This is a genomic window from Micromonospora sp. NPDC093244, assembly GCF_040683695.1.
GTDB lineage: Bacteria > Actinomycetota > Actinomycetes > Mycobacteriales > Micromonosporaceae > Micromonospora.
This window is the reverse complement of the sequence record NZ_JBFBEO010000004.1, coordinates 128,935-153,750: the sequence shown is the minus strand read 5'-3', so window position 1 is coordinate 153,750 and position 24,816 is coordinate 128,935. Positions and strand designations below refer to the sequence as shown.

Below are 24,816 nucleotides of genomic sequence, written 5' to 3'. Positions count from 1 at the left end.
CCCGCCTCTCGTTGCGTGCTGTTTACTCGTCCGCGCCCGCGGTGGCGGTGCTGCCACCGAGGTCGGCCGGCACGGCGTCCGGAACTTCCACCGGCTTCTCCGCGCCCCGGAACACGAGCTTGGACTTGTCGATGTCGTTCGGGTCGCCCTCGCAGTCCACCACGACGATCTGACCGGGGGTCAGCTCGTTGAACAGGATCCGCTCGGAGAGGTTGTCCTCGATGTCGCGCTGGATCGTGCGACGAAGCGGACGGGCACCGAGCACCGGGTCGAAGCCCTTCGCCGCCAGGTACTTCTTGGCGTTGTCGGTCAGCTCCAGACCCATGTCCTTGTTGCGCAGCTGCGTCTCGATCCGCTGGATCATGATGTCCACGATCGAGAGGATCTCGGTCTGGCGCAGCTGGTGGAAGACGATGGTGTCGTCGATCCGGTTGAGGAACTCAGGCCGGAAGTGCTGCTTGAGCTCGTCGTTGACCTTCTGCTTCATCCGGTCGTAGTTGGACTCGGAGTCCTCCGACGCCTGGAAGCCCAGCGACACCGCCTTGGCGACGTCACGGGTGCCCAGGTTGGTGGTCAGGATGATGACCGTGTTCTTGAAGTCCACGATCCGACCCTGACCGTCGGTGAGCCGACCGTCCTCCAGGATCTGGAGCAGCGTGTTGAACACATCCGGGTGGGCCTTCTCGATCTCGTCGAAGAGAACCACCGAGAACGGCCGACGCCGCACCTTCTCGGTCAGCTGCCCGCCCTCGTCGTAGCCGACGTAGCCGGGAGGGGCACCCACCAGCCGGGAGACCGTGTAGCGGTCGTGGAACTCGGACATGTCCAGCTGGATGAGGGCGTCCTCGCTGCCGAAGAGGAACTCGGCGAGCGCCTTGGACAGCTCGGTCTTACCGACACCGGACGGGCCGGCGAAGATGAACGAGCCCGACGGGCGCTTCGGGTCCTTCAGGCCGGCCCGGGTACGCCGGATCGCCTTCGAGACCGCCTTGACCGCGTCCTCCTGGCCGATGACGCGCTTGTGCAGCTCGTCCTCCATGCGCAGCAGGCGCGAGGTCTCCTCCTCGGTCAGCTTGTAGACCGGGATGCCGGTCCAGTTGCCGAGCACCTCGGCGATCTGCTCGTCGTCGACCTCGCTGACGACGTCCAGGTCACCGGCCTTCCACTCCTTCTCCCGCTGAGCCTTCTGGCCGAGGAGCTGCTTCTCCTTGTCGCGCAGCTGGGCGGCGCGCTCGAAGTCCTGCGCGTCGATCGCGGACTCCTTGTCGCGACGCACCTGGGCGATGCGCTCGTCGAAGTCACGCAGGTCTGGCGGCGCGGTCATCCGACGGATCCGCATCCGGGCGCCGGCCTCGTCGATCAGGTCGATCGCCTTGTCCGGGAGGAAGCGGTCGGAGATGTACCTGTCGGCAAGCGTCGCGGCGGCCACCAGGGCGGCGTCGGTGATGCTCACCCGGTGGTGCGCCTCGTACCTGTCGCGCAGGCCCTTGAGGATCTCGATGGTGTGGGCCAGCGACGGCTCACCCACCTGGATCGGCTGGAACCGGCGCTCGAGAGCGGCGTCCTTCTCCAGGTGCTTGCGGTATTCGTCAAGCGTGGTGGCACCGATGGTCTGGAGCTCGCCACGGGCCAGCATCGGCTTGAGGATGCTCGCCGCGTCGATCGCGCCCTCGGCGGCACCCGCACCCACCAGGGTGTGGATCTCGTCGATGAACAGGATGATGTCGCCGCGGGTGCGGATCTCCTTGAGCACCTTCTTGAGGCGCTCCTCGAAGTCACCGCGGTAGCGGGAACCGGCGACCAGCGCACCGAGGTCGAGCGTGTAGAGCTGCTTGTCCTTCAGAGTCTCGGGCACCTCGCCCTTGATGATCTTCTGGGAAAGCCCCTCCACCACGGCGGTCTTACCGACGCCGGGCTCACCGATCAGGACCGGGTTGTTCTTGGTACGGCGGGAGAGCACCTGCATGACCCGCTCGATTTCCTTCTCGCGCCCGATGACCGGGTCGAGCTTGCCCTCGCGGGCGGCCTGGGTCAGGTTGCGGCCGAACTGGTCCAGCACCAGGCTGGTCGACGGCGCGGCCTCGCCGGGCGCGGCGCCAGCGGCGGCCGGCTCCTTGCCCTGGTAGCCGGAGAGGAGCTGGATCACCTGCTGGCGGACCCGGTTGAGGTCGGCGCCGAGCTTGACCAGCACCTGGGCAGCGACGCCCTCACCCTCGCGGATCAGACCGAGCAGGATGTGCTCCGTGCCGATGTAGTTGTGGCCGAGCTGCAGCGCCTCGCGCAGCGACAGCTCCAGCACCTTCTTGGCCCGCGGCGTGAACGGGATGTGCCCGCTCGGCGCCTGCTGGCCCTGGCCGATGATCTCCTCGACCTGCTGGCGGACGCCCTCCAGGGAGATGCCGAGGCTCTCCAGGGCCTTTGCCGCGACGCCTTCACCTTCGTGGATCAGGCCCAGCAGGATGTGTTCCGTACCGATGTAGTTGTGGTTGAGCATCCGGGCCTCTTCTTGGGCCAGGACGACAACCCGTCGCGCTCGGTCGGTGAACCGCTCGAACATGCCCTCGTGCTCCTCACGTGCCGTGCGCCTTGATGGTCAAGATCTTGGCGGGGCCGGTGCGCGAACGTCCAGGACGGGCGTCCGTGCCTCCTTACTCTATCGTCGCTGACCGACTCAGCCGTGGTCGTGTGTCTCCGGTCTGGGTCGGTTGCACGTCGTTTTGAACAACCGTCCGCGCTCAGGAGGTGTTCCGGTACCCCTGTCGCTACGCGCAGAGCGAAATCCGACTGACGAGACGGGGGCCCTTCTCCGGCCTCGGAAGCCCTCCGAGGGGGTGGGTCGCGGCCGCGCGAACGCCGCGCACGACCCCGGGGGACGGTTGTCCACAGGCTGTGGAAAGTTGCTCCACTGGTTGTGGACAACGCCCGTCGGCTCCGGAAGCTTCCCGGCTCCGTGAACCGGACACGGGGGTGGATACGGCGACGCCGGCCCGGAGGAATGCTCCGGTCCGGCGTCGGTGTCGCCTGCTTCCAGGCTGCTGACGGGTCAGCGCTTGGCGTGGAATTCGTCGACGATCTCCTGCGGGATGCGGCCCCGGTCCGAGATGTCCTTGCCAGCCTTCTTGGCCCACTCCCGGATCGCCTTGTTCTGCTCGCGGTCGGCGGTCGCGCCGCCCCGGCCGCGCGCAGCCCGTCCACCGATCACGACGCCACCCCGGCCCACCTTCGTGCCGGCACCCACGTACGGCGCGAATACGTCGCGCAATTTCGCGGCGTTGGAACTCGACAGGTCGATCTCGTACTGAACGCCGTCGAGGGCGAACTTGACGGTCTCGTCCGCGTCCCCGCCGTCCAGGTCATCGACCAGCTTGTGAATGATCTGCTTGGCCACGTCCCACATTCCTTTCGAGCAGGGCACTCCTGCTAACGAGAGCACAATAACCCGCGCGCTGCTTGCCCCGTCAATAGGATGCGGTTACAGCTCGCTGTGAGCGGGGCGGACTACTCCGGGCGGACCAACGGGAAGAGGATCGTTTCCCGAATTCCGAGCCCGGTCAGGGCCATCAAGAGCCGGTCGATTCCCATTCCCATACCGCCGGCCGGCGGCATTCCGTACTCCATCGCCCGGAGAAAGTCCTCGTCCAGACGCATGGCCTCGTCGTCACCCCGCGCGGCCAGCTGAGCCTGGGCCACCAGCCGTTCCCGCTGCACCACCGGGTCCACCAGCTCGGAGTACGCGGTGCCCAGCTCGAATCCGAGCACGTAGAGGTCCCACTTCTCGGCCAGCCCCGGCTCGCTGCGGTGCGCCCGGGTGAGCGGACTGGTCTCCTCCGGGTAGTCCCGCACGAAGGTGGGCGCCTGCAGGCCGGGAACGACCAGTTCCTCGAACAGTTCCTCGGCCAGCTTGCCCGGCCCCCACTTGGGGTCCACGGCCAATCCCACCTTGTCCGCGTACTCGACGAGGCGGGAGCGCTCGGTGCGCACCGTGACCTCCTCGCCGAGTGCCTCGGAAAGCACCCCGAACAGCGTCACCGAGCGCCACTCGCCACCCAGGTCGAACTCGCGCCCGTCGGCGTGGGTCACCACCGTCGAGCCGCTGACCGCGATCGCCGCCTGTTGCACGAGATTGCGGGTCAACTCGGCCATCGTGTCGTAGTCGCCGTACGCCTGGTACGTCTCCAGCATCGCGAACTCCGGTGAGTGCGAAGAGTCGACACCCTCATTACGGAAGTTGCGGTTGATCTCGAAGACTCGATCGACGCCACCGACCACGGCGCGCTTGAGAAACAGTTCCGGCGCGATTCGGAGATACAGATCGGTGTTCAACGCATTGCTGTGGGTCACGAACGGTCGAGCGGCAGCACCGCCGTGCAGGAGTTGCAACATCGGCGTTTCCACCTCGATGAAGCCCTGCCCGTGCAGCGAATCACGCAGGCTGCGTACGGCCGCCGCCCGGGTGCGGACCATCTGTCGGGCCTGCGGCCGGACGATCAGGTCGACGTAGCGCTGACGGACCCGGGCCTCCTCGGAGAGCGGCTTGTGCGCCACCGGCAGCGGGCGCAGCGCCTTCGCTGTCATCTCCCACCGCTGCGCCAGCACCGACAGCTCGCCCCGGCGGCTGGTGATCACCTCACCGGTGACGCCGACGTGGTCGCCGAGGTCGACGAGGCGCTTCCAGGCCTCCAGCCGCTCCGGGCCGACCCGGTCGAGCGACAGCATCGCCTGCAACTCGGTGCCGTCGCCGTCCCGCAGGGTCGCGAAGCAGAGCTTGCCCGTGTTGCGTACGAAGATCACCCGCCCGGTGACCGAGACCTGGTCGCCGGTGGCGGTGTCGGTGGGCAGCTCCGCGTACTTCGCACGGATCTCGGCGAGCGTCGTGGTGCGGGAAAAACCGACCGGGTAGGGCTCCACGCCCTCGGCGAGCATCCGGTCCCGCTTCTCCCGGCGGACCTTCATCTGCTCGGGAAGGTCGTCGGCGGGGTCCACTGGTACGGCGTTCTGCTCGCTCACGGCACGCTTCCTCGTCACGGGAGATACAGGGGGTCAGGCCCGAGCGTACTCAAGCGGTCGGAGGGCTGTTACCGGATAACCTGCCCGTCATGGTCGATCACACTCACGCCCTGTCCTTCGGCGCTGCGGCGAGCGATTACGACAGGTTTCGTCCGCGCTATCCGGAAGCCGCCCTCCGCTGGGCGCTCGACGGGCTCCGCGACGGCCGGATCGTCGACCTCGGCGCGGGCACCGGCATTCTCACCCGTCAGGTGCTCGCCCTCGGGCACGAGGTGACGCCCGTGGAGCCGGACCCGGAGATGCGCGCCCAACTTGACGCCGCCACTCCCGGAGGCCACGCGCTGGCCGGCAGCGCCGAGGCCATCCCGCTGCCCGACGGGGTCGCGGACGCCGTGGTGGTGGGGCAGGCGTACCACTGGTTCGACAGGGAACGGGCGCACGCCGAGATCGCGCGGGTGCTGCGGCCCGGCGGGACGTTCACCCCGATCTGGAACGTACGGGACGAACGGGTCACATGGGTGGCCGAGCTGGGTCGGATCGCCCACCTCGGTTACAACGCCGGCGACGTCGTCGGACGGTACGAGGACTTCGGCCCGGCCTTCACACCTGTCGAGCTGGGGGAGTTCACGCACCACACGACGCTCACGCCCGACGAGGTGATCGCGATGCTGCACACCCGCTCGTACTGGCTCACCGCCCCACCCGAGCGGCGGGAGCGCATCGACCGGGAACTGCGCGACCTCTTCGCGAACCATCCCGAGCTGGCCGGGCGGGAAAGCGTCGACCTGCCGTACCGGACGATCGTGCTGCGGGCCCGACGGCGCTGAGGGCCCGCCCGGCGGCGGTCCCCCGGCGGCGGCCGGGTCACACGTTGCGTTCGTAGACCATCCGCAGGCCGATCAGCGTGATCATCGGCTCGTGGTGGGTGATGGTGCTGCACTCGTTGATCACCAGTGCGGCGAGGCCACCGGTAGCGATCACCGCCTTCACCTCGCCCAACTCCTCGGTCATCCGCTCGACGATCCGGTCCACCTGCCCGGCGAACCCGAAGTACAGACCGGCCTGGAGGCACTCCACGGTGTTCTTGCCGATCACCGAACGGGGCTTGGTCGCCTCGACCTTGCGCAGCTGGGCGGCGCGCGCGGCCAGCGCGTCGAACGAGATCTCGATGCCCGGGGCGAACGCCCCACCGAGGAACTCGCCCCGCCCGCTGATCACGTCGAAGTTGGTGGTGGTGCCGAAGTCCACCACAATCGACGGCCCGCCGTAGAGGGTGTACGCGGCGAGGGTGTTCACCACCCGGTCGGCGCCCACCTCCTTCGGGTTGTCGATGGCCAGTTGCACCCCGGTGCGCACGCCCGGCTCGACGATCACGCTCGGCAGGTCCGCGTAGTAGCGGCCCAGCATGGTACGCAGCGACCGCAGCGCGGCGGGCACCGTCGAGCAGGCGGCCACACCGGTGATCTCGACGTTGTCCCCGGCGAGCAGGCCCCGGAACATCAGGCCCAGCTCGTCCGCCGTCGAACGGGCGTCGGTCTTGATCCGCCAGGAGTGCACCAGCTTGTCGCCGTCGAAGGTCGCCAGCACGGTGTTGGTGTTTCCGATGTCGATGCAGAGCAGCACGCTCGCAGCCTAGACAACTACCCGGTGCGCAGGTCCATCGCGATGTCCAGGATCGGCGACGAGTGGGTCAGCGCACCGACGGAGAGGAAGTCGACCCCGGTGGCCGCGTACCGGGCCGCCACCTCCAGGGTCAGCCCGCCTGTCGCCTCCAGCTCCGCCCGGTCACCCACCGCGGCCACCGCCTCGGCCAGCACCTCGGGCGTCATGTTGTCGCAGAGCAGGAAGCCCGCCCCGGCCTCCACGGCCTCCACCGCCTCGTCGACGGTTGTCACCTCGACCTGCACCGGCACCTCCGGGAACGCCTCCCGGACCCGCCTGAACGCCGCAGTGATCCCCCCGGCCGCCAGCTTGTGGTTGTCCTTGATCATGGCCACGTCGTAGAGGCCCATCCGCTTGTTGGTGCCACCGCCGGCCCGCACCGCGTACTTCTCCAGCGCCCGCAGGCCCGGCGTCGTCTTGCGGGTGTCAAGCACCATCGCCTTCGTGCCGGCCAGGGCGTCCGCCCAGGCCCGGGTGTGGGTGGCCACCCCGGACATCCGGCAGAGCAGGTTGAGCGCCGTCCGCTCGGCCGTCAACAGCAGCCGGGTCGGGCCGGTCACCGTCGCCAGCACCTCGCCGCGGGCCACCCGCTCACCGTCGCGGGCCAGCACCGACACCTCGACGGTACGACCGGAGCCGGTCACCTCGCCCACCAGCTCGAACACGGCCGCGGCCACGGCCAGCCCGGCCAGCACCCCGTCGGCGCGGGCCACCAGGTCGGCGGTGTCGCTCTGCTCGGCCGGGATGGTGGCCACGCTCGTCACGTCCAGGAACTCCGGTCCCAGGTCCTCGACGAGCGCGGTCTCGATCACCCGCCGCACCTGCTCCGGGTCCAGTCCGGCCGCCAGCAGCGCCGTCCGCGTCGACTCCGTCATGCGTTCTCCTCCCACCGCCGCGTCAACCGGCCCTCCGCCCCGATCGAACCGACCAGGTGGCCCAGCCACCGCTCGTCGGCCGTCGGGAAATCCTCCCGCCAGTGGCAACCCCTGGTCTCGTCGCGCGCGTACGCCGCCGCGACGAGCGCGGACGCCACAGTGAGCAGGTTGGTCGCCTCCCAGTCGGCGGTCCTCGGCCGGCCCCGGGCAGCGCCCAGCTCGGTGAGCGTCCCGGCCGTCGGGGCCAACGTCGCCGCCGACCGCAGCACCCCCGCGCCCCGGGTCATCGCCCGTTGCAGAGCGGGCGTGGCCTCCGCCGGCAGCACCCACCCCTCGCCGCCCCGCCAGGCGCCGGTGTCCGCCGGCTGGGCCTGCTCGGGCAGGCCCGCCGCGATGTCGTCGGCGATCCGGCGGGAGAACACCAGGCCCTCCAGCAGCGAGTTGCTGGCCAGCCGGTTCGCGCCGTGCACACCCGTGCAGGCCACCTCGCCGCAGGCGTACAGGCCGGGGATGGAGGTGCGGCCGCGCAGGTCGGTGCGGACGCCGCCGGAGGCGTAGTGGGCGGCCGGCGCGACCGGGATCAGGTCGGTGGCCGGGTCGACGCCGATGGCCAGGCAGGACGCCACGATGGTGGGGAACCGCCCGGCCAGGAAGGCGCCGCCGAGGTGCCGGGCGTCGAGGAAGACGTGGTCCGCGCCGGTGGCCAGCAGCACCCGGTGGATGCCCTTGGCCACCACGTCCCGGGGGGCCAGCTCGGCCAGCTCGTGCTGGCCCACCATGAACCGCTTGCCGTCGCCGTCCACCAGGTACGCGCCCTCGCCGCGCAGCGCCTCGGACACCAGTGGCTGCTGCGCGTGCCCGGCACCGGGGACGCCCGCGCCGGACGGGGTGATCAGGGCGGTCGGGTGGAACTGGACGAACTCGACGTCGGTCACCGCCGCGCCGGCCCGCATCGCCAGCGCCACCCCGTCGCCCGTGGAGACCGCCGGGTTGGTGGTGGCCGCGAAGACCTGCCCCATCCCGCCGGTGGCCAGCACCACCGCACGGGCCAGCAGGGCGCCCACGCCGTCCTCACTGCCCTCGCCGAGCACGTGCAGGGTGATGCCGCAGGCCGGGCCGAGCCCGTCCGGGCCGTCACCTGGCGCCCGCAGCAGGTCCAGCACCAGGGCGTGCTCGACCAGCCGGATCCACGGGTCGCGCTGCACGGCGGCGTGCAGGGCGCGCTGCACCTCCGCGCCTGTGGCGTCCCCGCCGGCGTGCACGATGCGGTCCGCCAGGTGCCCGCCCTCGCGGGTCAGCATCAGCGACCCGTCCGGGTGACGGTCGAACTCGGCGCCGATCCGGATCAGCTCCCGCAGCCGGGTCGGGCCCTCCTCGACAAGCACCCGCACCGCCGCCGGGTCGCAGAGCCCCACCCCGGCGACCTCGGTGTCCCGCGCGTGCGCCGCGGGTGTGTCCGCCGGGTCGAGCACCGCGGCGATGCCGCCCTGCGCCCACCGGGTCGAGCCGTCGTCAATGTTGACCTTGGTGACCACCGTGACGTGCAGACCCGCCTCCCGCAGGTGCAGCGCCGCGGTCAGGCCGGCCACCCCGGACCCCACCACGATCACGTCGGTGGTCTCCACCCAGCCGGGCTCGGGCGCGGCCAGCAGCGGGGGCAGGGCCGGCAGGTCGACGGTCGGAAGGTCCATCCCCCCAGTCAACCCGAACGATCCTCGTCGGGGGCGGCGGGGGCGGGACGAGTGGTATCGGCTACCCCGTCCCACGCCGGGCGGGCCGCGCCGACCGTCGGGCCGCTGTCACTTCGTCCGGACCGGCAGACCCGCCGGGCCCGCGCCCTTCAGCGAGGCGGCCACCGTACGGTCGCTGAGCCACAGGTAGCAGCGCACGCCCCGGTCACCGACCCGCCACCGCCCGGCCCCCGGTGGGCGGACCACCACACCGCTGCGAAAGCGCAGCTCGGCGTCGTCGGGCACGCCCACGTAGCGGCCGAGGGCGCTGCGGCAGCCCGTGTAGAGCGGCGCCCAGTCGGCGTCCTTCGTGGGGTACGGCGTGTCCGGTGCACGCCACACCCCGACGAACTCGGCGTCGTGCTGCCTGCCGCACTCCACCGGGACAAGCGTCTGCACACGGCCGGCCGCACCACGGGTCTGCTGGCAACCAAGCCGCAGCGGCGAGGGGGTCTTCAACGCGTCCCGCAGACTGCCCGAGCGGACCACCACAGTCGCCGCCGCCTCGACGGTGTTCAACTCGGTGAGATCGCACCGGAACCAGCGGGAGCCCGCCGCCCAGCCCGGCCCGGAGGGCAGCGCCACCGACAACCTCAGCCGCCCGGCCCGCCAGTCGTCACCCACGTACCCGGTCGCCCGGGTGTCGCACTCGGCGAACGCGCCCCGCAGCTCCGCCGAACCACCCGCCGGGACGGTCGCCCGCTGGGCCGGGAACGCCCCGACATGCACGGTCTCCAGCCGGTGCGGGCCCGCGCAGTCCACCGGCTCGTAGCCGGCCAGGGTGACCACGTCTGTGAAGTCGGCGGCCTGACACACACCTGCCGCCGGAGTGAACGCCGACGGCGCAGCCATCGCGGCCCAGTCGTCGGTCAGGTCACCGTCCAGGTCGCCGGACCCGGCGCAGCCCACCAGCAGCACCGACGTCACGGCGGCGGCGAACACGGTCGTCACGGCACTGCGCATAGCGGCCTCCCCCAGCCACCCGCCAGCTTGCGCCGGCGCGCCAAGGGTAACCGGACATGACCTTCCGGTGACAGACCGGAATCACGACGCGGGGGATCACAGGGCGGACACGGCCAGCGGGCTGGGCACCGGGTCACCGGCCGTGCCGGGGGCCGCCGCGGCCGGGTCGGCACCCAGCTCGATCACCCGGTTGTCGGCGTCCACATGCACCACCCGGGGCCGGTACGACCGGGCCTCGGCGTCGTCCATCTGCCCGTACGAGATCAGGATGACCAGGTCACCCGGGTGTACGAGGTGCGCGGCGGCACCGTTGATGCCGATCACGCCGCTGCCCCGCTCACCGGGGATCACGTACGTCTCCAGCCGGGCGCCGTTGGTGATGTCCACGATCGCCACCTGCTCGCCGGGGAGCAGGTCGGCGGCGTCGAGCAGATCCTCGTCCACAGTCACCGAACCCACGTAGTGCAGATCGGCCTGGGTGACCGTGGCCCGGTGGATCTTCGACTTGAGCATGGTCCGCAGCATCGGAAATGGCCTTTCGCCAAGGTGGTGGAGGTGGGGGGCGGCCTGGTCAGGGACGGGGTGCCAGGTGGATCGCCGCGTTGTCGATCAGGCGGGTCGCGCCGACCCACGCGGCGATCACCAGCCGGGCCGGCCCGGACACCGGCCCCGGCTCCAACTCGGGATCGGTGAGCACCAGGTAGTCGAGGCGGGCGCCGGGCGTACCCGCGCCGAACGCGGCATGTGCGGCGGTCAGCACCGCGCCCGCGTCCTGACCGTCGTCGGCCGCCCGCGCGCCGGCCCGCAGCGCGGCGGACAGGCTCAGGGCGGCAGCCCGCTCCGACTCGCTCAGGTAGCGGTTGCGACTGGACAGCGCCAGCCCGTCCGGCTCCCGCACCGTCGGCACGCCGACCACCTCGACAGGCACGTCCAGGTCCCGGACCATCCGCCGGACCAGGGTGAGCTGCTGGTAGTCCTTCTCGCCGAAGAACGTCAGGTCCGGTCGGGTGAGCTGGAGCAGTTTCAGCACCACTGTGAGCACGCCGTGGAAGAAGCCGGGGCGGCTCGCGCCCTCCAGCTCGGCCCCGAGCGGACCGGGGTCGAGGCGTACCCGGGGCTGGCCGTCGGGGTACATGTCGGCCACCGACGGGGCGAAGACCACGTCGGCGCCGGCCCGCCGGCACACCTCCAGGTCCGTGTCGAGGGTCCGGGGGTACCTGTCGAAGTCCTCGTTCGGCCCGAACTGCAACGGGTTCACGAAGATCGTCACCAGCACGTGGTCGGCCTGTTCCCGGGCCGCGCGCAGCAGCGTCTCGTGCCCCGAGTGCAGGGCACCCATGGTCATCACCACACCGACGGTGCCCTTCAGCCCGGCCCGGGCCTCGGCCAGCTCGGCGCGCGTGTGCACGAGCAGCGTCACAGCGCCACCTCGGTTCGCGACTGCGGGGCTCGCAGGATCGGCTCACTCCTCGCGCTCACGGCGCCACCTCGGTTCGCGACTGCGGGGCTCGCAGGATCGGCTCACTCCTCGCGCTCACGGCGCCACCTCGGTTCGCGACTGCGGGGCTCGCAGAATCGGCTCACTCCTCACGCTCACGCGGCCACCTCCCGATCCGAATCGGCAAGAACCCCGAGCAGCGACTGCGCGTCCACCGGCCGGAGCCGGCCGGCGGCGATCGCCCGGTCGGCGGTACGACGGGCCAGCGCCAGGTACGCGGGAACGGACTCCGGGGCGGTGGCGGTCAGTCGGGCCAGGTGCCGCCGCACAGTGCCCGCGTCACCCCGCGAGACCGGGCCGGTCAGCGCGTCGTCGCCGAGGCGCAGCGCGTTCTCCAGGGCGGCCCGCAGCAGCGGGGCGAGCACCTTCTCGGGCCGGCCCACGCCGGCGTCCCGCAGCCGGTCGGTCGCCTCGTTCACAAGGGTCACCAGGTGGTTCGCGCCGTGTGCCAGCGCCGCGTGGTACAGCGGGCGGTCCGTCTCGGCCACCCACTCGGGCACGCCACCCAGGTCGGTGACCAGGCGGGCGGCCAGTGGACGCAGCTCCGCCGGGGCGGTCACCCCGTACGAGATGCCGTCGAGGCGGGCCAGGTCGTCGGGCGTACCGGTGAAGGTCATGGCGGGGTGCAGGGCGAGCGGCCGGACGCCGGCCGCGGTGACCGGCGCCACCACGCCCAGACCGTGCGCGCCGGAGGTGTGCGCGACCACCTGCCCCTGGTGCAGGGCGCCCCGTTCGGCGAGGTCGGCAACCACCCCGGCCAGCGCGTCGTCGGGTACGGCGATCAGCAGCAGGTCGGCGGCGGCGTGCGCGACGGCGACGGCGGGGTGGCGGGGCACGTCGGGCAGCAGCAGGGCGAGGCGTGCCCGGCTGGCTCCGGATTCGCCTGTGACGGCGACCACGTGATGCCCGGCGGCGGCGAGCGCGGCGCCCAGCACGGCTCCGACGCGGCCCGCGCCGACGACACCGACGGTGAGCAGGCGGGAGGTGGCGCGGGCGCCGGGAACGGCGCGATCCCGCGATGCGGCGGGCCCAGGGCGCGGGCGCAGCGGTGCGCTCATGACGACGATCCAGTCCTCGAGAAGGGGTACCGGTCGATCGCAAGTATGCGCCCGGCCCGCCGAACCGGGACAAGCATGTGTGAAAACCTTCACCACCGTCGAGACGGCCCGATCGGGTCGGCTGAGGTCAGGGCGTCGGGGCCGACGTGATGGCGCGCAGCTCGGCGGCGACCTCGGCGATCAGGTCGCTGAGCGGGGCGTCGCTGCCGGGCGCGATCCAGCGGGCGAACGCGACCCGGAAGACCGTGGCACCCGACTCGGTGGCCAGGGTGGCAGTGGTCTCGTCGAGGCCCCTGGCGCGCAGGGCGGCGGTGACCGCGGCCGCCAGGGAGCCCGACTTGCGCAGTTCACGCTCCTGCAGCTCCGGGCTGCTCTCGATGATTGCCTGCCGCGCCCGGACCAGCTCGAGACGGTCCGCGAAGACCTCCTCCGCCACCCGCCGGAAGGCGGCGACGACCGCCTCGAAGGGACCGGCGTCGGTCTCGGTCACCGCCCGGACCAGGACCTCCTCCAAGCGCCCGCTGCCGCTGAAGAGCGCCTCGCGCTTGTCGCCGAAGAGCCGGTAGAAGGTGCGTTTGTCGAGGCCGGCACGGGTGGCGATGTCGGCGACTGTGGTCTGTTCGAAGCCGCGCTCGCGGAACAACTCGAAGGCGGCCGCCTCCAGGCGGCCGCGCGCGTCAGGTTGCCAGCGGGCCATGCGGCGATGGTATCCGACGTCACACTGCGACATTAATTCCGTTCACATGTCGCGGCGTGACATCACCCGAGGTACCGTGATGTCGCAAGGTGACATCGGCACTCACGAAGGAACCGCCATGCGCGTATTCGTCACAGGCGCCTCCGGCCATCTCGGCTCCGCAGTCGTCCCGGAACTGCTCTCCGCCGGGCACGAGGTCATCGGCCTGGCCCGCTCCGACACGTCCGCCGCCGCCGTCGAGAAGCTCGGCGCCCAGGCCCACCGGGGCGACCTGTCCGACCTCGACGTGCTTCGCGAAGAGGCAGCCATCTCCGACGGGGTGATCCACCTGGCGTTCCGCCACGACCTCATGCTCGACGGAGACCTGGCCGGCGCCGCCACCGTCGACCTGGACGCCCTCAAGGCGCTCGCCGACGGCCTGGCCGGCTCCGGCAAACCCCTCGTCGGCACGAGCGGGACGGCGATGCTCGCGACGGGCGGCATCGTCGGCCGCCCCGGCACCGAACACGACACCTTCCCGAGCGGCCGCTACCGGATCGACGCGGAGAACTTCGTGGCCGACCTCGCCACCAGCGGCGTGCGCTCCTCAATCGTCCGGCTCGCGCCCACGGTGCACAGTTCCCTCGACCGCTACGGCTTCATCAGCGCCATCATCGCCGCGGCCCGACGCAAGGGATACTCCGCGTACGTCGGCGAGGGCGCCAACAGGTGGCCGGCCGTCCACACGCTCGACGCGGCAGTGCTCTACCGACTCGCCCTCGAAAACGCCCCCGCCGGCACGCGCCTGCACGGCGCCGCCGACGAGGGCGTCTCCTTCCGGCAGATCGCGGCGGCCATCGGCGACAACCTCGGCATCCCGGTCCGCAGCATCAGCCCCGCCGAGGCGAACGACCACTTCGGCTTCCTCGGCCCGTTCGTGCAGTTGGACAACCCGACGTCGTCCGCCATCACCCGTCACCTGCTCGGCTGGACGCCCACCCACCCCGGACTGATCGCCGACCTGAACGAAGGGCACTACTTCCAGGCCTGAACCACGAAGCCGGTCATCGGGGATCGGGAAGCGGGTGGCCGTAGGGTCGGCACGGTGACACCTGCTGAACCCCGAAGTGAGCTGATGCCGATCCCGTGGCGGGACGCGATGAGCCACGCCCTCTACGGGCCGGGCGGCTTCTTCGTGGGCGGCACCGGGCCGGCCGACCACTTCCGCACCAGCGTGCACGCGTCCCCGGCCTTCGCCACCGCTCTGCTGCGGCTGCTCACGGAGGTCGATGCCGCTCTGGGCCACCCGTCGCGGCTCGACGTGGTCGATGTCGGGGCTGGGCGGGGGGAGCTGCTGCGGGCGCTCGCCGGGGCTGTGGTGGGGGTTTCCGGGGAGCCCGCCCACTCCGGGCGGTCAGGCTTGATCCCTCCGTGGGCGGGCTCCCCGGAAACCCTGACTTCCACGGCGTCCGTCCGTCGGTCGCCCGGCGATCCGTCGTCGGTAGCCGCCCGTCCGTCGCTCGCGGAACGGGTCCGCTTCACAGCTGTGGAGTACGCCGAGCGCCCGGAGGACCTGCCCGGAGAGATCAACTGGACAGCCGAGATTCCCGCCGAGATCACCGGGCTGTTGATCGCCACCGAGTGGCTGGACAACGTCCCACTGGACGTGGCGGTGCACACCGAGGACGGCTGGCGGTACGTGCTGGTCGAGCCCGAGAGTGGTGCCGAATCGACTGGTGAGCCGGTCGGCCCGGCTGACCTGGATTGGCTCACGACGTGGTGGCCAAGCCCCACGAACCCGCCCCCCGCAGACCCTGATTCGGGCATTGGTCTGACCTCGACGGACGCGACAAGCGCGAGCGGGTCGGGTTTCGGGGCAGCCCGGCCGGCGCAGGGATCAAGCCTGACCGCCCGGAGCCGGCCGGGATGCCCCGAAACCCCCCACAGTGACCGACGACGAGCCGAGATCGGACGGACGAGAGACGAAGCCTGGGCCAACGCGATCAGCAGGATCAATCGAGGACTCGCGGTGGCGGTCGACTACGGGCACCTGCGCGACGACCGACCCGTCGACGGGACGTTGACCGGGTACCGGGGTGGGCGGCAGGTGCCGCCGGTGCTGGACGGGACGACAGACGTGACCGCGCACGTGGCGATGGACTCGGTCGCCTCCGCCGGCGCGGCGGTCGCCCGGTGCGCGTACTCCCTGGTCTCGCAGGCCGAGGCGCTGCGGGCGCTCGGGGCCGACGGCGCGCGACCGCCGCTCAGCCTGGCCGGTACCGATCCGGCCGGCTACGTGCGGGCGCTTGCCGCCGCGTCGGCGGTGGCCGAGCTGACCGACCCGGCCGGGCTCGGCGGGCACCTGTGGCTGCGCCAGCCGGTCGGCATCCCGCTCGCCGCCGCCGTGGCACGATGACGGGCATGACCACCGACGCCGGGGACCTCCGTGAACTGACCGTCGGCACCGGGGCCGGCCTCGTCGCCGGCACCGGCGATCAGCAGCTCGGCACCGACATGGTGTTGAACATCGGCCCGCAGCATCCCTCGACGCACGGTGTGCTGCGGTTGAAGCTGGTGCTCGACGGCGAACGGGTGGTCGCCTGCGAACCGATCATCGGCTACATGCACCGGGGCGCGGAGAAGCTGTTCGAGGTCCGCGACTACCGGCAGATCATCGTGCTGGCCAACAGACACGACTGGCTGTCGGCGTTCTCCAACGAGCTGGGTGTGGTGCTCGCCGTGGAACGCCTCATGGGCATGGAGGTGCCGGAGCGGGCGACCTGGCTGCGGATGGCCCTCGCGGAGCTGAACCGGGTGCTCAACCACCTGATGTTCCTCGGCTCCTACCCGCTGGAGATCGGCGCGATCACGCCGATGTTCTACGCGTTCCGGGAACGCGAAACCATCCAGGCGGTGATGGAGGAGGTCTCCGGCGGGCGGATCCACTACATGTTCAACCGGGTGGGTGGCCTGAAGGAGGAGGTTCCGTACGGCTGGACCGGGCGGGCCCGGGCCGCCATCGCCGAGGTGCGCCGCCGGCTGCCGGACCTGGACCACCTGATCCGGCGCAACGAGATCTTCCTGGCCCGCACCGTCGGCGTGGGTGTGCTCTCCGCCGCCGACGCCGCCGCGTTCGGCGCGTCCGGGCCGGTGGCCCGCGCCTCCGGGCTCGACCTGGACCTGCGCCGCGACGACCCCTACCTGGCGTACGACGAACTGGACGTGCCCGTGGTCACCCGGACCGCCGGCGACTGCCACGCCCGCTTCGAGGTGCTGCTCGACCAGGTGTACGCCTCGCTGGACCTCACCGAGCAGTGCCTCGACCGGGTGGACCGGCTGACCGGGCCGATCAACACCCGACTGCCGAAGGTGCTCAAGGCACCCGAGGGGCACACGTACGCCTGGACGGAGAACCCGCTGGGCATCAACGGCTACTACCTCGTGTCGCGGGGTGAGAAGACGCCGTGGCGGTTGAAGCTGCGGACCGCGTCGTACGCCAACGTGCAGGCTCTGGCCACTCTGCTCCCCGGCTGCCTAGTGCCGGACCTGATCGCCATCCTCGGCTCGATGTTCTTCGTGGTCGGCGACATCGACAAGTGACGCCTCAGCGCCAGCGTTCGCCGGGCGGGGCGCCGCCGGCGCGCGGCACGTCATCAGGCGGCGGGTAGCCGTACCGCTCCTCGACCCGGCGCCGGCCGACCCGTTCCGGCTCCGCCTGGTCACCCCGCTGGCGAGGTGGACGCCACTCGTCCGGCACCGGCACGCCACCCACCGGCAGCGCCGGCCGGCCCGCCGGCTCGTCCGGGTGGTACGACTCGCGTTCGGCGTACCAGTCGGCGTCGTCCCGCCGGCTCGGCTCCCGATGACGGCGGGCGTCCTCGTGGCGGCGCGGCTCCTCGTGGCGGCGCGGCTCCTCGTGGCGGCGCGGCTCCTCGTGGCGGCGCGGCTCCTCGTGGCGGACGGAGGCCCAGCGGTCGGCCATCCGGTACTCGGTGCCGGCGGGGTCGGCGTGCACCTCGGCCCGGCGTTCCCCGACGTGCAGTTCACGGCCGTGCTCGTCGTCGCGGACGGCCGCCCAGCGGTCACCGGCCCGCATCTGTGACCAGAACTCGCCGGTGTCGTCGGCGCGCAGCGGCGGCCCGGACTGCGGCGCGGCGCTCCCCCGGTCGGGCTCGCGCCGCTCCGACCACCCGCGCTCGTCACGCTGCTGCCCAAAGCCCCGGGCCGGCTCGTCGGCGGGGGCGTACGCGTCCCGTGGACCGGTCCACTGCGGCTCGTCGCGCCGGGCCCGCCAACCGGGCTCGGCGTCGACGTCGGGCACTTCCCGGTCGGCGCCCCGACCGGGCCTGTCGGCGGGGTAACCGGACAGATGACGGTCCTCCGCCTCACCACGCGGACGCTCCGCCGGGCGGGGGCGCTCGTCCGCGCCGCCGCCCCGGGTCCACTCCTGCGCCGGCGGGGTCCACTGGCCCGCGTACCCGCCGCCGTACCGGGTGGCGGTCTCCGGCGGCCCACCGTCCACCACTGTGTGCCTGGTGGTGACGTGCACTGTCTCGGTGTGCCGGACAACTCCTGCCGGTCGGTGCCCCGGCTCGGGCCGGTCGTGCTCACGAGGGCGTGGCGATGCGTACCGGGCGGCGGCGGGGCGTTCCCCTCCGTACACCCCGGCGCGGGGCTGCTCGGCGCCGTACACCCCGGCGGGGGACGGTTCGGCGGTGGCCTGCGGGTACGCCGGTTCGTCCTCGTCGGCGTGCTCGGCGCGGCCCCAGCGGGCGGCGTCCTCCGGACCCGACACCCGGCACCGGCCGGCCGGAACCTCGCCCGGCACCCGGCGGCGGCCGGCCGGAGCGTCAGCGGTGACCGACGCCCTTCCGGCCGGCGCGTCATCGACCTGGCCGGCGGCCGGCACCCGCGCCCGCCCCGCACCCGCGGCGTCGGGTGCCGCGCCGGCGAGCGCGGCACTGCTGGCGTCGAGGCGACGACGGACCGCGGTGATGCCCTCCTGTGCCCGCTGCGCTTGGTCCAGTGCCTGGTTGCCGCGCTGCGCGGCGGCCAGGATCTCAGCCCGCAACTCCCGGCGCAGTTCCTCGATCTCGTCAAGCAACTCGTCGGCCCGTGCCGCGTCACCGTCGGGTCGCAGCGCGATGGACAGGCCGATGAGCACGACCGCCACGATGGCGAGCACCGCCGCGAAACGCAGCGGAGTGTTGCCGTCGGCGACCAGCAGGATCAGCGCCGCCACCGGGGCGAGGCCCACACCCGCCCAGAAGAGCATGGTCAGCAGGCGCGGTTGACGCCGGGCGTCGGGGGTGACCGGGGCTGGCATGGCTGTGCAGCCTACCGAGGATCCCCAGCAGAGGGAACGGGTCGCCGACACGCGCGGACGCCCCCACCCGGATGCGGGCGGGGGCGTCCGTCAGCGCGGCAGTGCAGGGCTCAGCTGGTGGCGAACGCGCTGTCCGAGGAGAAGATCAGACCCACACTGATCGAACCGTCGCGCAGGGCGCTCTTGGTCAGCGGGCCACCCTGGTCCAGCGAGGAGAACGAGCCCACCGACAGCCCGTACGTCTTCTCCAGACCCGGCTTGCAGAACGGGCGCTGCTGGCACTCCGGCGGGCCGCCCAGCACGGTGGCGCTGCCGGAGCACTTCGCGGCCAGCTCGGAGAGCGTGCGGACGCCGTACTTGTCGGCGAACGCCTGGGTCACCGCGAAGGCGTTCTGGTCCTGCGCGGCGGCCGGCGCACCGAAGGTGATGCCCACCTTGTCACCCTGGGCCTTGAGCGCCGTCACCGTGGTGTTGATGTCGGGCGACGAGACCGGCTGGGCGTTCGGGCCGTTGTCCTTGGTGTTGAGGAACTCGGCCATCGTCGCCGCGTACTCCGGGACGACCTGGACCTCGCCCTTCTCCAGCGCCGGCTCGTACAGCTCCCGGTTGCCGATCTGCTGCACCTTGACCTGGTAGCCCGCAGCGGTGAGCGCGATCCGGTACAGCTCGCCCAGGATCTGGCTCTCGGCGAAGTTGCCGGCGCCCACGGTGATGTCGCCGCCCGGACCCTTGGCGATGCCCGCGGTGAGGTTGTTGGCGCCGGCGAACTCCTCGGCGGCCACCTTCGGGGTCTTCCGGTCGTCGTTCACTGCCTTGTTGAGCTGGATCAGCTTCGGCGTGTCGAGCGTCGCCGAGACCTTGTCGAGTGCCGCGATCAGCTGCGGGTTGGCTACCTTGCTGTTGACCGCGGGGATGACGTTGTCGGAGTTCTGGAGCTTCTTGTCGTCCTGCAGAGCGATGAGCTGCTGACCCTTGACCGGGGCGCACCCGGCGCCGGAAGCGCTCTGCTGGGGCGCGTCGGTGCCTGACGAACCGGCGTCACCGCACCCGGTGAGGAGCGCTGCCCCGGCGACGACGCCGACGGCACCGATCGCGAGACGTGTACGTGCGCGCATGTGCCCGCCTTCCGTGTCCCGGCGCGGCCCGTCCCGGGCCGGCCGCGTGTCCGACGGGCGATCCTGACTGTTGGTCGCCCGCGAATGTCCACCCAACATCCTCCGGAACGGACCGACAACCTGAGATGGACTTCGTCACCTCATCGTCACCGACCGCGCCCTCGGCGTTCGGCTGATCGCCGCCGGCTCACCCGGACGGAGCAGCGGGCGCGGATCAGGCACGGCCGGTGGCGTCGGCGGGCCGCGGCTGGCCCGCCCGCTGCCGCCCGCGCCGCAGCGGACGGGGTGTGACCAGCCGCTCGACGACACCGAGGACCACCTCGGCCAGCAGGGCGAGCGCGGCCACCAGCACGCCGCCGGCCAGGATCTGACCGCCGCCGCCGGCGATACCCAGGCCGAACCCGGTCCGGATGATCTCGCCGAGGCCGCCGCCGTTGACGAACGAGGCAAGCGCGGCGGTCGCGATCACCTGCACGGCGGCGGTCCGGAAACCGGCCGCCAGATAGGGCACTGCGAGCGGCAGCTCCACCCGCCGCAGCACCTGCCCGCCGGACAGACCCATCCCCCGGGCGGCGTCGCGGGCCTCCGGGTCCGCCTGACGCACACCCGTGTACGCGTTGGCCAACAGCGGCGGTACGGCGAACACGGCGAGCGCCACCACCACAGGCGTACGCCCGAAGCCGCTGGCGAAGACCACCGGCAGGATGGTCAGCAGCGCCAGCGTCGGAATGGCGAGGGTGGCGTTGGACACCAGCACCACCAGACCGCCGCCCCGTCCGGTGTGCCCCAGCCACAGCCCGAGCGGCCAGGCCACCAGGCAGCCGAGCGCCACCGCCAGCGCCGAGATGGTGAGGTGCTCGCCGAGCCGGTCCAACATCCCGCCGGGGTTCGTCCAGTTCAGCGGGTCGTTGAGCCAGAGCACCGCCTCGCTCACCGGGTTCGCCGCTGCGGTCACCGTGCCCTCCTCGCGGTCCACGGGGTCACCAGCCGGGCGACCAGGACGAGCAGCAGGTCGAGGACGACGGCGAGCGCCACGCAGAGCACCGAACCGGTCATGATCTCGGCCTTGTAGAGGTTGTTCTGAAAGCCCGCGAAGATCAGCTGCCCGAGGCCGCCGTGCCCGACCAGCACGCCCACCGTGACCAACGCCACAGTGGAGACGGTCGCCAGCCGCAGGCCGGTCACGATGCCCGGCACGGCCAACGGCAGGTCGATCCGGAACAGCCGCCCCCACCTGCCGTAGCCCATGCCCTCGGCGGCTTCACCGACCTCCGGCGGCACCTGGTTGAGCCCGGCCACCACATTGCGGACGATCAGCAGCAGCGCGTAGAGGACCAGCCCGACCAGCACCGTGGTCGTCCCGGTGCCCAGGTACGGTGCGATGAACGCGAAGAGCGCCAACGACGGGATCGTGTAGACCACCCCGCTGACCGCGAGGATCGGACCGGCGAGCGGTCGGACCCAGTACGCCAGCACCGACAACGGGAGGGCGATCAGCACCGCGATCAGCACCGCCCGCCCGGTGAGGGAGGCGTGTTCGCGCAGCGCGGCGAGGATCGTGTCAGAGTTGTCCCGCACGTACTGCCAGGAGAACCAGGGGTTACCCGGGTCGGCCCGGTAGCTCAGGCGGAAGGACATACGTGGACGTTACCCCGGAGGCCCCCGGCCCGGCCGGCTCCCCTCGCGCGGCGTCGATCTCCCTGCACGGAATCCAGAAGCGCTACCCGAACGGCACTGAGGCCGTCCGGGAGCTGAGCCTCGACGTCCGGGCCGGTGAGCTGGTGGTCCTGATCGGCCCGTCCGGCTGCGGCAAGTCGACGGTGCTGCGCATGATCAACCGTCTGATCGAGCCGACCGCCGGCCGGATCATGCTCGGCGACGAGGACGTGACCGACGTCGACCCGGTTCGGCTGCGCCGCCGGATCGGTTACGTGATCCAGAACGTGGGCCTCTTTCCACACCAGACCGTCCGCGCGAACGTGGCCACCGTGCCCGGCCTGCTGCGCTGGCCCCGGGACCGCACCCGCACCCGGGTCGACGAGCTGCTCGACCTGGTGGGACTGGACCCGGCCCAGTTCGGCGGCCGCTACCCGCACGAACTGTCGGGCGGCCAGCGGCAGCGGGTGGGGGTGGCCCGCGCGCTCGCCGCCGACCCGGTGGTGCTGCTGATGGACGAGCCGTTCTCGGCCGTCGACCCGATCGTCAGGTCCCGCCTCCAGGAGGAGTTCCTCCGACTCCAGGCCGAGGTCCGCAAGACGATCGTGCTCGTCACCCACGACCTCGACGAGGCCGTACGGCTCGGCGACCGGATCGCGGTGCTGTCCCAGGGCGGTCACCTGGAGCAGTACGACACCCCGGCCGCCCTGCTCGGCGCGCCCGCCACGCCGTTCGTACGCGAGTTCGTCGGCGCCGACCGGGGCATCCGCCGGCTGGTTGTCACCCCCCTGGACCGGGAGTCGCTGGACCCGCTGGCCGGTGACACCGCCACGGACCTGCCCACCGTGCCGCTGGAGGGCTCCGCGTACGACGCGTTGGCGGTCCTGCTCACCTCGGGCCGGGACCGGCTCGTGGTGACCGACGACGGTCGACCCGTCGGGGCGCTCACCCGGCAGCGTTTGCTCGACCTCGGCCGGACGACGGGCTGAGCCGTCCCGCCGCGCCGGTTTGGCTCAGGCGCGACCGCCGAGGCTGGCGGTGCCGATGATCCAGCCGGCGAGGAAGCCGTAGCCGGCTCCGGCGCTGGCCTCCTGCAACGCCCGCAGCAGCGACGGGTCGGGGCCGAGCAGCGCCGCCAGCACGGCGGCGAGCCCGCCGGCCAGCACGTACGCGGCCCAGCCGGAGAAGAACTGGCTGACCGAGCCCGGCACCCGGGCGACCTGCGCTGCGGGCAGCAGATAGAGCAGCGCCACCGCGAGGACCACGAGCGCCACGGCCCGCAGGTCGGCGGCGAACAACCCGCCGGCCTGTCCGTCCGCGTCCAGCCGCCAGGCCGGCCAGGCGAGCACACGCAGGTAGAAGGCGACTCCCGAGTCCGGGTCGGTCTGGGTGGCGGCCCAACCGGTGTACGCCGGGCTGCCGCAGATGCCCACCAGCAGCAGCACGGCGAGCGCGCCGGTGCCGGCGGCCGTTCCGTACCTGCTCACCGGGCCGGACCGGTGAAAGAACGATGTCATCCGCCCAGGCCCGGTGCCGCTCTGCCGGGTGGACCTGGGCTGCCCCGAACGGCTCAGTGCTTCATCAGGTAGTCGATGAAGGCGGCCCGCAGCAGCGGCGCCGACTCCTCGTAGCCGTGCCCGGTCAGCTCCCGCCACAGGGCGTTCGCCTCGTCGATCGTCGGGCCGATCGAGTTGGGTGCGCCGTCCAGCACCGTCGCCTCGTCCGCGTTCGGCAGGTGCCGCAGCACCGACCAGTAGAAGCCCACGTCGCGACGCTCCCGCGCCAGGGCGAACGCCCGTTCCCGCAACTCCTCGGTGGACAGCGCGTCGAGTGCCTCGAACGAGGTTCCGCCGGGGGTGGCGGCAGGTGAGTCGGTCATGCGCCGAGCCTAACGGGCGAGATCAGCTCCGGCGCGGCGACGCGACACTGCTCACCGCTCGTCGGCGTCCCACCGGCGCGGGCTGTCCTCCCACCGCGGCTCCCGCCACGGGTCGGTCGGCTGCGGCGCGGCAGGCGTCGGAAGAGTCGGCGGCCAGTTGTCCACCGACTGCGACTGCGGCATGGCCCAGCCCGTGCTGATCGTGCCGTCGGCGACCGGCTCGGGCCGGTCGGGGACGGCACCCGTCCGGGGGCGCCCGAACGTCTCGACCAGACGGGTGACAAGCAACCCGACGCCCACCGCCGCGCCGCCCACCGCCCAGGTGCTCAGCGTCCAGCCCCGCTCCGGCGCGTACTCCCGCAGGACGGTGACCAGACTGACCGCCAGCAGGGTGCCGAACACCCCGCCCCGGCGGCCGAACGCGCTGGTGCCGCCGAGCAGCGCCACCCCGAGCGCCAGCACGGTCCAGTCCAGTCCGGTGCCGGGGGTGACCGGGCCGGGGCCGTTCGCGGCGATCAGCACGCCGCCGAGCGCGGCCAGCACGGTCGAGCCGATCAGCGCGACGGCGGCGACCACGGCGGCCAGCACACCCCGGCGGCGGGCCGGATCGGTGACCGCTCGGTACCTGCCGACCAGGCGACGGATCGGCCGGATCGTGCCGAACAGCCCGCCGAGGACCGCCACCGCCGCGAACCCGGCGAAGAGGAAGCCGGCCGTCCGCCCGGGGTCGTAGTCGCCCTGCACCAGCACAGCCGTCGAACGGCGTTCGATGAACACCACAACGCCTGCCGCACCGGCCAGGCTTGCCGCCCAGGCCGGCACGTGCAGCACCACCACTACCAACGCCAGCGCGAGCCCGCCCAGCGCGGCGACCGCGACGGCCGGGCCGACGGACGCCGCCAGGCCCCGATCGCCCTGCTCCGCGTAGTGCAGGGCGGCCGCGATCGCCACCGGCCCGACGGCCAGGTTCGGGGCTGCGGTCCGCAGGCTCAGCCCGGCCGCGAGGGCGAGGAGTCCGAGCCCGACCGCGTCGACGAGCAACGTGCGCAGGTTGTCGGCGCGCAGGGCGCCCGAGTCCTCCCGCCACAGCAGCCAGCCCAGCGCGACCAGGCCGGCCACCAGGAGAAACTCCCACCACACGTGCACACCCACCCGGTCCCGGCCCGGTTCGCCGTGGGTCGGGTCGTCGAAGACGCTCTCCAGTACGGCGGCGGGCACCCCGGACGAGGGCTCGGCCGACCGGTCCCGGCCCGCTTCTTCGTACCCCATGACGCCGCCTCCCCAGTGGCCGGCCGCCTCCGGTCCGGCGCGCGGACGGATCGTGGGCGGCCATCGCTCCGATCGCAGGCACCGTACCCGCGCCCGGGAGCC

23 protein-coding genes are annotated in these 24,816 nt (G+C 72.2%); 5 read left to right on the top strand and 18 right to left on the bottom strand.

Annotated features, from left to right (window positions below; all coding sequences use genetic code 11):
* Positions 1-22: 22 nt before the first annotated feature.
* The 3 genes from AB0N27_RS21510 to lysS all read right to left on the bottom strand — a co-directional run bounded on the left by AB0N27_RS21510 (position 23) and on the right by lysS (position 5,007).
* The gene (locus tag AB0N27_RS21510) at positions 23-2,557 is read right to left on the bottom strand and encodes an ATP-dependent Clp protease ATP-binding subunit (protein ID WP_139582959.1); all 2,535 of its coding nucleotides are present in this window, start codon (positions 2,555-2,557) and stop codon (positions 23-25) included.
* 486 nt (positions 2,558-3,043) lie between these two features.
* Positions 3,044-3,388, bottom strand: a complete 345-nt coding sequence (locus AB0N27_RS21505) for an Lsr2 family protein (RefSeq protein ID WP_139582958.1) — start codon at positions 3,386-3,388, stop codon at positions 3,044-3,046.
* A 110-nt stretch (positions 3,389-3,498) separates the two neighbouring features.
* Positions 3,499-5,007, bottom strand: coding sequence for a lysine--tRNA ligase (gene lysS, locus AB0N27_RS21500; protein WP_364372516.1), 1,509 nt, complete (start codon positions 5,005-5,007; stop codon positions 3,499-3,501).
* Positions 5,008-5,096: 89 nt separating this feature from the next.
* Between lysS and AB0N27_RS21495 the strand changes: the two genes are divergently transcribed.
* Positions 5,097-5,834 carry a class I SAM-dependent methyltransferase gene (locus AB0N27_RS21495; protein WP_364372513.1) on the top strand — a complete coding sequence of 246 codons (738 nt, stop codon included), beginning with the start codon at positions 5,097-5,099 and terminating at the stop codon, positions 5,832-5,834.
* A gap of 37 nt (positions 5,835-5,871) precedes the next feature.
* Here AB0N27_RS21495 and AB0N27_RS21490 read toward each other — a convergent pair whose 3' ends face one another.
* The 8 genes from AB0N27_RS21490 to AB0N27_RS21455 all read right to left on the bottom strand — a co-directional run bounded on the left by AB0N27_RS21490 (position 5,872) and on the right by AB0N27_RS21455 (position 13,490).
* Complete coding sequence (locus AB0N27_RS21490; protein WP_364372510.1) at positions 5,872-6,630, bottom strand: type III pantothenate kinase; 759 nt, start codon at positions 6,628-6,630, stop codon at positions 5,872-5,874.
* 17 nt (positions 6,631-6,647) lie between these two features.
* Positions 6,648-7,544, bottom strand: coding sequence for a carboxylating nicotinate-nucleotide diphosphorylase (gene nadC / locus AB0N27_RS21485; protein WP_364372507.1), 897 nt, complete (start codon positions 7,542-7,544; stop codon positions 6,648-6,650).
* Positions 7,541-9,235, bottom strand: coding sequence for an L-aspartate oxidase (locus AB0N27_RS21480; protein WP_364372505.1), 1,695 nt, complete (start codon positions 9,233-9,235; stop codon positions 7,541-7,543). The genes nadC and AB0N27_RS21480 overlap by 4 nt, the downstream gene beginning before the upstream one ends.
* A 108-nt stretch (positions 9,236-9,343) precedes the next feature.
* Positions 9,344-10,237 carry a septum formation family protein gene (locus tag AB0N27_RS21475; protein ID WP_364372502.1) on the bottom strand — a complete coding sequence of 298 codons (894 nt, stop codon included), beginning with the start codon at positions 10,235-10,237 and terminating at the stop codon, positions 9,344-9,346.
* A gap of 96 nt (positions 10,238-10,333) precedes the next feature.
* On the bottom strand, positions 10,334-10,762 hold the full coding sequence (gene panD, locus AB0N27_RS21470) for an aspartate 1-decarboxylase (RefSeq protein WP_364372499.1): 429 nt from the start codon (positions 10,760-10,762) through the stop codon (positions 10,334-10,336).
* Between the two features lie 46 nt (positions 10,763-10,808).
* The gene (gene panC / locus AB0N27_RS21465; protein WP_364372496.1) at positions 10,809-11,657 is read right to left on the bottom strand and encodes a pantoate--beta-alanine ligase; all 849 of its coding nucleotides are present in this window, start codon (positions 11,655-11,657) and stop codon (positions 10,809-10,811) included.
* A gap of 173 nt (positions 11,658-11,830) precedes the next feature.
* Positions 11,831-12,793 carry a Rossmann-like and DUF2520 domain-containing protein gene (locus tag AB0N27_RS21460; RefSeq protein WP_364372493.1) on the bottom strand — a complete coding sequence of 321 codons (963 nt, stop codon included), beginning with the start codon at positions 12,791-12,793 and terminating at the stop codon, positions 11,831-11,833.
* Positions 12,794-12,920: 127 nt separating this feature from the next.
* The gene (locus tag AB0N27_RS21455) at positions 12,921-13,490 is read right to left on the bottom strand and encodes a TetR family transcriptional regulator (RefSeq protein WP_364372490.1); all 570 of its coding nucleotides are present in this window, start codon (positions 13,488-13,490) and stop codon (positions 12,921-12,923) included.
* A 118-nt stretch (positions 13,491-13,608) separates the two neighbouring features.
* On the opposite strand from AB0N27_RS21455, the gene AB0N27_RS21450 reads away from it, so the two are divergent.
* The 3 genes from AB0N27_RS21450 (at position 13,609) to AB0N27_RS21440 (ending at position 17,069) form a co-directional block, all read left to right on the top strand.
* The gene (locus AB0N27_RS21450; protein WP_364372487.1) at positions 13,609-14,520 is read left to right on the top strand and encodes an SDR family oxidoreductase; all 912 of its coding nucleotides are present in this window, start codon (positions 13,609-13,611) and stop codon (positions 14,518-14,520) included.
* 84 nt (positions 14,521-14,604) lie between these two features.
* Positions 14,605-15,885, top strand: a complete 1,281-nt coding sequence (locus AB0N27_RS21445; protein ID WP_364373366.1) for an SAM-dependent methyltransferase — start codon at positions 14,605-14,607, stop codon at positions 15,883-15,885.
* Positions 15,882-17,069 (top strand): NADH-quinone oxidoreductase subunit D, encoded by a 1,188-nt coding sequence (locus AB0N27_RS21440; protein ID WP_364372484.1) that lies wholly within the window; start codon positions 15,882-15,884, stop codon positions 17,067-17,069. Before AB0N27_RS21445 ends, AB0N27_RS21440 begins: the two co-directional genes overlap by 4 nt.
* A 4-nt stretch (positions 17,070-17,073) precedes the next feature.
* Here the strand turns inward: AB0N27_RS21440 and AB0N27_RS21435 are convergent, their stop codons facing one another.
* From AB0N27_RS21435 to AB0N27_RS21420, 4 genes are all read right to left on the bottom strand, one after another.
* A complete protein-coding gene (locus tag AB0N27_RS21435; protein WP_364372481.1) occupies positions 17,074-18,795 on the bottom strand; it encodes a hypothetical protein in 1,722 nt (573 codons plus the stop codon).
* Positions 18,796-18,905: 110 nt separating this feature from the next.
* Positions 18,906-19,910 carry a glycine betaine ABC transporter substrate-binding protein gene (locus AB0N27_RS21430; RefSeq protein ID WP_364372478.1) on the bottom strand — a complete coding sequence of 335 codons (1,005 nt, stop codon included), beginning with the start codon at positions 19,908-19,910 and terminating at the stop codon, positions 18,906-18,908.
* Between the two features lie 214 nt (positions 19,911-20,124).
* A complete protein-coding gene (locus tag AB0N27_RS21425; RefSeq protein ID WP_364372475.1) occupies positions 20,125-20,865 on the bottom strand; it encodes an ABC transporter permease in 741 nt (246 codons plus the stop codon).
* Positions 20,862-21,548: an ABC transporter permease gene (locus tag AB0N27_RS21420; RefSeq protein WP_364372472.1), complete on the bottom strand. Its 687-nt coding sequence runs from the start codon at positions 21,546-21,548 to the stop codon at positions 20,862-20,864. The genes AB0N27_RS21425 and AB0N27_RS21420 overlap by 4 nt, the downstream gene beginning before the upstream one ends.
* A gap of 2 nt (positions 21,549-21,550) precedes the next feature.
* Between AB0N27_RS21420 and AB0N27_RS21415 the strand changes: the two genes are divergently transcribed.
* The gene (locus AB0N27_RS21415; RefSeq protein WP_364372469.1) at positions 21,551-22,555 is read left to right on the top strand and encodes an ABC transporter ATP-binding protein; all 1,005 of its coding nucleotides are present in this window, start codon (positions 21,551-21,553) and stop codon (positions 22,553-22,555) included.
* Between the two features lie 24 nt (positions 22,556-22,579).
* On the opposite strand, the gene AB0N27_RS21410 is transcribed toward AB0N27_RS21415, so the two are convergent.
* From AB0N27_RS21410 to AB0N27_RS21400, 3 genes are read right to left on the bottom strand one after another with little or no spacing between them, the layout of a single operon-like run.
* A complete protein-coding gene (locus tag AB0N27_RS21410) occupies positions 22,580-23,083 on the bottom strand; it encodes a hypothetical protein (RefSeq protein ID WP_364372466.1) in 504 nt (167 codons plus the stop codon).
* A 53-nt stretch (positions 23,084-23,136) separates the two neighbouring features.
* On the bottom strand, positions 23,137-23,445 hold the full coding sequence (locus AB0N27_RS21405; RefSeq protein ID WP_151488076.1) for a hypothetical protein: 309 nt from the start codon (positions 23,443-23,445) through the stop codon (positions 23,137-23,139).
* 51 nt (positions 23,446-23,496) lie between these two features.
* On the bottom strand, positions 23,497-24,714 hold the full coding sequence (locus AB0N27_RS21400) for an ABC transporter permease (protein ID WP_364372462.1): 1,218 nt from the start codon (positions 24,712-24,714) through the stop codon (positions 23,497-23,499).
* Positions 24,715-24,816 lie beyond the last annotated feature (102 nt).